We start from the raw sequence: 6,841 nt of genomic DNA on the forward strand, positions 1-6,841 counted from the left end.
TACGCCTTGAGTATCGACGCAGCTCCCTTTCTCTTTTTTGTCGGCAATATTTTCTCGGCCAACGGAAATCAAGCGCCCGGCGTGGCATTTATAGACCCCGAGTTGGCCATCCGTCTTAAAATGTTTCGCCGACACGACCTCGCAACCCGTGTCGGTGTGAGATTCGGACTGATGTCCGACACATGGCACGGATTTCAGCCGGAGTTTTCTCCTACAGCTACCGATAACAATGTGAGGGATTCCTACAACCGAATGCTCACCAATATCTACTTCAGCTACGGTATCGAGAAACGAAAAGGCTCTACCCGCATTCAGGGTTATTACGGGGTTGAGGGTGGAGTTGGCCTTGCCAGCGAACGTCACAGTTTTCGATACGGAAACGCAATTCAGTCAGATAATCAGGCGCCCGACAGAACAGAATTTGAACTGGTGTTTCAAAACCCCGAGGCATCAACCATGACCAACTTTACCGGCAACAATGCCTACGTGACGGATTATCGGCTTGGCACCCAGTTTCGCCTGGGAGCCCGCGCCTTTGTCGGGGCTGAAATGTTTATCTTTCCAAAAGTGTCGCTCGGTATAGAACTTGGCCTCGGAGCCATGGTAGCACTACGCGGTAAAGGCACCCTCGAAACCGAGGCCTGGACCATTCCTACGGGCGGAGGTGCTGAAACCCTCGTCACCCGAACCACTGAACTGGGCGGTGGCTCCACCATCGGTATTGATACAGACAACACGCGTGGAAGCATCCTGCTCAACTTCCATTTCTAACCTTGATAATCAGACCCCTGATGAACCTGCGGTGAGATGAAAATCCTCTCAGCACAACAGATTCGCGAGGCAGACGCCTATACCATCAAGCATGAGCCCATTGCTTCCATCGACCTGATGGAGCGCGCTGCAAACGCTTGCTTTCAGTGGATCTATGACCGTGCTCCCAAACTCTTTCCATCCCAACTCGACGAGCGCGATTACGTTTTCTACGTGATTTGCGGTGTGGGCAACAACGGTGGCGATGGGCTGGTTATTGCACGGCTGCTGAGCCGCAATGGCTATGAAGTGAAGGTGGTCATAGTGGAATTCTCTAAAAATTACTCTGAAGACTTTTCGGCCAACCTCGCAAAACTCAAGAAAACCAAAGTACCGATAGAAATTGCAAACTCCGCCGAAGTCATACCTGATATCCCGCCCGGAGCCCTCGTGATTGATGCACTTTTCGGAACAGGTCTCGCGCGCCCGGCCGAAGGTTTGGCCCTGTTGGCCATCCAGAATATCAACGCTTCCGGTGCGCGGGTGGTATCTGTTGACATGCCCTCGGGACTGTTTGCTGAAGACAACCGGGAGAACGATTACCAAGGAGTGGTTCGCGCCCATCACGTGCTTACGTTTCAGTTTCCCAAATTGGCTTTTTTATTGGGTGATACCGCCCGGCTTTGCGGAAAAGTTGAGGTACTCGACATTGGTCTTCACAGGGACTTTACAGACAAGGTAGAAACCCCTTATTTCTGTGTGTCGGATGAATGGGTGCGACAACGGATACTGCCCCGGGAGCGTTTTGGTCACAAAGGCACCTTTGGGCATGTGGCTGTGGTTGCAGGTTCTTACGGAATGATGGGGGCCGCTGTACTCTGCTCGCGCTCAGCTTTGCAGGGAGGAGCAGGGGCGGTAACGGCTTTTGTGCCCGAAGTCGGCGTGCAGGTTGTTCAAACTGCTGTACCCGAAGTGATGGTGAAACCCGTTGGAGATCATGCCATTTCCGGAGACAAGTTTCCGCCCAAAGAAATGGGCGCGTGGGCAATCGGTCCGGGCATAGGCACCCAAAAAGATACGGGCAGCTGGCTTAAAGCGGCTTTGGCGCAGTGCGATGCCCCCTTGGTGCTCGACGCTGATGCACTGAATATCCTCTCCGAAAACAAAGCCTGGTTGAAATCGCTTCCTGCGGACACCATTCTCACCCCTCACCCTGGTGAGTTTCGTCGTTTGGCCGGCGATTGGAGCACCAATTATGAGCGCCTGCAACTTTTGCGTGAATTTGCTTCCAACCACAAGGTGTATGTGGTGCTAAAGGGCGCCAACACCTCAACCGCTACTCCGGATGGCGATGTGTTTTTCAATACCACCGGCAACTCAGGAATGGCCACTGCGGGTAGTGGCGATAGCCTTACCGGAATCATAGCATCGCTTCGTGCCCAGGGCTATGCTGCGCGCGATGCAGCAGTTATCGGAGTGTTCCTTCATGGAAGGGCGGGCGACCTGGCCGCACTGGAGCACGGTGAACATGCCTTGATTGCCTCACATATCACACAGTTTCTCGGCAATGCATTTTTATCGCTTAATTTGCCCCAAAATTAGCGCGGTGCGTTTCAGATTTCACGGCTTTGTTCTGCTTGTTTTTCTGCTTTCCTGTAAAGAGGAACGCCGGCCTGCTCGCGGTGTGGCTGCACCTTCGGCCAAAAACGTGCGAATCCAGTTTATGGACGTGGAAAAATCGCGCGTGCCATACGGTGATACTTTGTGGGTGACACTTGAGGTGGATGATCCGGAAGAGGTGGTGAGAATCAATCTCCATGTTACCCGGGGGCGGGTTCCCATGGTTCAGCGCGACGACTACACCTTTGGAATTCCCACCCTTGAGATGGGAGGTGGGCAACACGGCCTGAGAGCCGAAGCGATGCTTGCCGATAGCAGCTTGCTCAGGGGATCCGCGTCTGTGAGGGTGGTACTTCCCGAAGCTCCCCCAGAGTGGAGCTTTCGATTGATTGATACTTACCCTCACGACATCAAGTCATACACGCAGGGACTGGTGTACCATGAGGGAGTATTGTTTGAAAGCGCCGGACAATACGGAAAATCGGATGTGCGAAAAGTGGCGCTGGAAACAGGCGAAGTCCTGCTGAGAAAGCCCCTCGATGCCGAGTTTTTTGCGGAAGGCCTGGCACTTGCGGACGGTGAATTGTTTCAGCTCACATGGCGCGAACGAACCGTATTTGTGTACGACCTCGCAACACTCAATCAGCAGCGCCGGTTTGGATTTGATTTTGGAAACGGCGAAGGTTGGGGTTTGGCATGGACAGGCGAGCATTTTGTTTTTTCGGACGGCTCGGCAGATTTGTATCTTCTGCGTCCCGAAGATTGGTCTGTGGAAAGGCAAATTCGGGTATTTGACCATCAGGGCGATGTGATTCGCCTCAATGAACTCGAATACGTGGATGGAAAGATCTATGCCAACATGCTCGATGACGAGCGCATTGCGGTGATTGATGTGGAATCGGGAGCCGTGCAGGCCTACTGGAATCTGGCCGGAATTCTAGACAAGCGCAAGGTGCAGCATCGCGTGGACGTGATGAATGGCATTGCATATCGCCCGGATACCCGAACCTTTCTGATTACAGGAAAACTGTGGCCAAGTATGTTTGAAGTGGTGCCGGTTCTCTAACGGGGCAGGGCTTAGCCCAACACATCCAGCGAACCAATTCCCTCCCGCACCAACTCAACCGAACCCGAGGTGCAGTCGAAAATGGTGGACGCATGCAGGTTACCAAATCCGCCATTGATAACGAGGTCAACCTGGTTGCTGTATTTCTCGTGAATCAATTCGGGGTCGGTGGTGTATTCCAGAATTTCGTCATCGTCGTGCACTGAGGTTGAGATAATGGGGTTGCCCAACACGCGCACAATCTCCCTCGGAATGTTGTTGTCCGGCACCCGGATTCCCACGGTCTTTTTCTTGCTCTGAAAGATTTTGGGAACCTGACCACTGGCATTCAGAATAAAAGTGTAAGCTCCTGGCAGGGCCTTTTTCATCAGCTTAAATACTGTGTTGTCAAGTGGTTTGGTGTATTCCGATATTTGGCTGAGGTCGTAGCAAATCACTGAGAAATTCGCCTTGTCGAGCTTGATGTTTTTAATGCGCGCCACTTTTTCGAGCGCCTTGATGTTCATCAAATCGCAGCCGATGGTGTACACGGTATCGGTAGGGTAGATGATTACACCGCCTTTGCGTAAAACATCAACCACCTGATCAATGCGCTTGGGGTCCGGGTTGTCGGGATGAATGTTGATAAGCATAGAAAAGGTTTTGAATAAAAGCAGTTAATCGGGATTTCTGAGATCGTGCAAATGTGAGCCAATCTGACTGACAATAAGTGAAGCGCCAACAACAATGGCGAGCCACCCACTCTTGTTTTCATCCCAGGTAATGCCGTAATGGTTGAGTGATATAACGCCGTAAAAGAGGATGAACACACCGGCAATAATGAGTATAGCCCGGAGTAGTGGCAGACTGCGCGTGAACGATTGAATGGACGCCCACATCTTTATCAGGCTTTTACCGCATTGCTTTTGGCGTGGTCGGCCAGGAATTTAGCCAGACCAATATCCGTAAGCGGATGATTGAGCAGGGCAGTTATGGCCGAAAGGGGTGCAGTGATCACGTCGGCACCGATCTGCGCACATTCCATAATGTGCATGGGGTGACGCACTGAAGCCGCAAGTATTTCGGTAGTGTAGCCGTAGTTGTCGTAAATAGTACGGATTTCCTCAATCAGGTTTAGACCATCGGTTGAGATGTCATCCAATCGTCCGATAAAAGGCGAAACATAGGTTGCACCTGCCTTGGCCGCCAGCAGCGCCTGTCCGGCAGAAAAAACCAGGGTGCAATTGGTGCGGATGCCTTTCTCACTGAAATACTTCAAAGCCTTTACACCCTCGCGGATCATGGGCACTTTCACCACGATGTTTTCGTGCAGTTGGGCAAGTTTTTCACCTTCGCTAATAATGCCTTCAAAATCGGTGGAGATTACCTCGGCACTTACGTCACCATCTACAATATCGCAAATGTCAATGTAGTGCTGCATCACCCTGTCGTTGCCCGAAATGCCTTCTTTGGCCATCAGCGAGGGGTTGGTGGTAACGCCGTCGAGCACACCCAGGTCGTGGGCTTCGCGAATATCATTGAGGTTGGCGGTGTCAATAAAGAATTTCATGGTGTGTTGAGGTTTTTGGGTAGGGTTAAAGGTACAATTCGCGCCTGAACTGAAAAAGCTATTCGGCTATTTGATTTTGTAGTGATTCATGAGGATTCGCTCAAACCAGCGCCCGGGCAGGACGTCGTGCAAAAAGGCACTGAGTTTTTGCACGGGTTTGGCCACCTTGTAGTGCATGGCCGGTTGCTTGCTTTGCAGAATATCACACACTTTTTTGGCGATGGCAATGGGGTCTCCGCTGTGCTGTACCTCGTGGTTCACCTGGTTGTTCAACCGTGTTGTTTGCTCCTTATACACCGACCGGGAAGCGGCTTTCACCACCTGCCTGTTGTCGTTGATACTGGTCTTGAAATCACCGGGCAATATAGAGCAAACCCGAACCCCGTATGCCTGCACCTCCGAGCTGGTAGCTTCGGTAATCATCAGTACCGCAGCTTTGGTAGCGCTATAAATGCCCCGATAGGGAAGTCCCATTTTTCCGGCAATAGAACTGATGTTGATGATGGTGCCCTTTTTAGCCTGGCGCATGTGAGGCAAAACGGCGCGGCTCACATTCATCAAACCAAAAACATTGGTGTCGAAAACAGCTCTCGCTTCGGCGTCGCTCGTATCTTCCATAGAGCCGATCAGGCCGATACCGGCGTTGTTGACCAGTGCATCAATACGACCCTCGCGTTCAAACACCATTTCAATGGCCTTCTCTACAGAGGGTTCATGGCACACATCCATTTGAAGTTCGGTGAATCCGTCGCGCTCGCGGCCTGTTTCGGACCTGCGACTTGCGCCATATACGCGAAAACCCTTTTCAGCAAGGTGCTTTGCCGTTGTAAGACCCATTCCGGCAGAGGCTCCGGTTATAATGACGACCTTGACCATAGGGAATAAAAAATGGGCAAGCTACTTATATCGCACCGCTACAACCGCTTACCCTTGCTTTCTTCCGAACCTGGGGGAGTTCAGCAGGAGCTGGTCGTATAAGACTTGCCCGGTGCAAAGGTATCTAAACCGTATCATTTCGCAAACTTTATTCGCCGGAATACAAACCATGATCAGGCTTGTGGCCCAAACCTAGAATTGTATCTCAAAACCAAATTGTTGCCTTGCCTCGAATGAAGCAGCGACGCCAGAAGTTGCACCCTGAAATCCTTCGGGGAGAAATCCCCAAAATTGAAACGGTGGCCCTTGTCCCCTCCCCGGAGGGGTGGCCCCGACAAACGCGGGTTTCACACGACCTTGATGTTGAAGGTCGGGGTTGGGGTGGGTTTTTCACCCACCACTTAGCATCCCCCAGATCAGACTTATACCAATGAAAGTCATCCTACGGTTACTATGATTACCGGATAGCGTTCTCGAGGTGGACAGCGATTGCATGAAACGCGCTTGGCTGAGTTTCTGTGTAGGTTGCTTTGGTAGTTGGGTTTGACGAGTGGTACTATGAGTCCGTTTCAGACGACTGCATTTGAGACGCGCCCTAATTTCAAAACCCTAAGGGACAGAATTATAATGGCATTGCATGTTGCGAGAGACATTCGACCCCTTCGGGGTCGCGCCTCTATCTTTGTTACGTTCTATTCAGACATTTGACCCTTTCAGGGTCTATGCCGAATGGTAGCGGTTATGATCAATTAGAGTCGCCGCCGGTTGATGCTCTGATTGACGTGCACAAGTTTTGATTGAGTTTTTGTTTTGATTATTAGCATTTTGTCATTTCGACCGAAGCAGCGACGCCAGGAGCTGCGTAGCGGAGAAATCTATTATGAGATAGAAGTGTGAATTGAATGAGATTTCTCCCCCGAAATTCTTCGGGGCAGGCTACTCCGTGCCTCGTACCTCAACACTCCGGTCGAAATGACAAA

The 6,841-nt window shown here is 51.4% G+C and carries 6 protein-coding genes and 1 other RNA gene; 3 read left to right on the forward strand and 4 right to left on the reverse strand.

The genetic code is table 11. The features are described from left to right. The 3 genes from EA392_12695 to EA392_12705 all read left to right on the forward strand — a co-directional run. A partial coding sequence (locus tag EA392_12695; GenBank protein TVR37436.1) for a hypothetical protein occupies nucleotides 1-771 on the forward strand: 771 nt, incomplete at its 5' end. A 36-nt stretch (nucleotides 772-807) separates the two neighbouring features. Continuing rightward, nucleotides 808-2,352 (forward strand): NAD(P)H-hydrate dehydratase, encoded by a 1,545-nt coding sequence (locus EA392_12700; protein ID TVR37437.1) that lies wholly within the window; start codon nucleotides 808-810, stop codon nucleotides 2,350-2,352. Continuing rightward, entirely contained in the window at nucleotides 2,318-3,436 is a 1,119-nt protein-coding gene (locus EA392_12705) for a hypothetical protein (protein ID TVR37438.1), read from the forward strand. Before EA392_12700 ends, EA392_12705 begins: the two co-directional genes overlap by 35 nt. Before the next feature lie 11 nt (nucleotides 3,437-3,447). Here the strand turns inward: EA392_12705 and EA392_12710 are convergent, their stop codons facing one another. The 4 genes from EA392_12710 to ffs form a co-directional block, all read right to left on the reverse strand. Further along, on the reverse strand, nucleotides 3,448-4,068 hold the full coding sequence (locus EA392_12710) for a threonylcarbamoyl-AMP synthase (protein ID TVR37439.1): 621 nt from the start codon (nucleotides 4,066-4,068) through the stop codon (nucleotides 3,448-3,450). A 251-nt stretch (nucleotides 4,069-4,319) separates the two neighbouring features. Beyond that, nucleotides 4,320-4,985: a fructose-6-phosphate aldolase gene (gene fsa, locus EA392_12715; GenBank protein ID TVR37440.1), complete on the reverse strand. Its 666-nt coding sequence runs from the start codon at nucleotides 4,983-4,985 to the stop codon at nucleotides 4,320-4,322. Between the two features lie 66 nt (nucleotides 4,986-5,051). Then, nucleotides 5,052-5,861 carry an SDR family oxidoreductase gene (locus tag EA392_12720; protein ID TVR37441.1) on the reverse strand — a complete coding sequence of 270 codons (810 nt, stop codon included), beginning with the start codon at nucleotides 5,859-5,861 and terminating at the stop codon, nucleotides 5,052-5,054. 11 nt (nucleotides 5,862-5,872) lie between these two features. Further along, an RNA gene (ffs, locus tag EA392_12725) (signal recognition particle sRNA small type) lies at nucleotides 5,873-5,972 on the reverse strand. Nucleotides 5,973-6,841 lie beyond the last annotated feature (869 nt).

It is taken from the genome of Cryomorphaceae bacterium, assembly GCA_007695365.1.
Lineage (GTDB): Bacteria > Bacteroidota > Bacteroidia > Flavobacteriales_D > SKUL01 > SKUL01.

Coding starts and splice junctions, on each gene's coding strand:
- EA392_12700 (TVR37437.1), top strand. CDS start 808: ATGAAAATCCTCTCAGCACAACAGATTCGCGAGGCAGACGCCTATACC.
- EA392_12705 (TVR37438.1), top strand. CDS start 2,318: ATGCATTTTTATCGCTTAATTTGCCCCAAAATTAGCGCGGTGCGTTTC.
- EA392_12710 (TVR37439.1), bottom strand. CDS start 4,068: ATGCTTATCAACATTCATCCCGACAACCCGGACCCCAAGCGCATTGAT.
- fsa (TVR37440.1), bottom strand. CDS start 4,985: ATGAAATTCTTTATTGACACCGCCAACCTCAATGATATTCGCGAAGCC.
- EA392_12720 (TVR37441.1), bottom strand. CDS start 5,861: ATGGTCAAGGTCGTCATTATAACCGGAGCCTCTGCCGGAATGGGTCTT.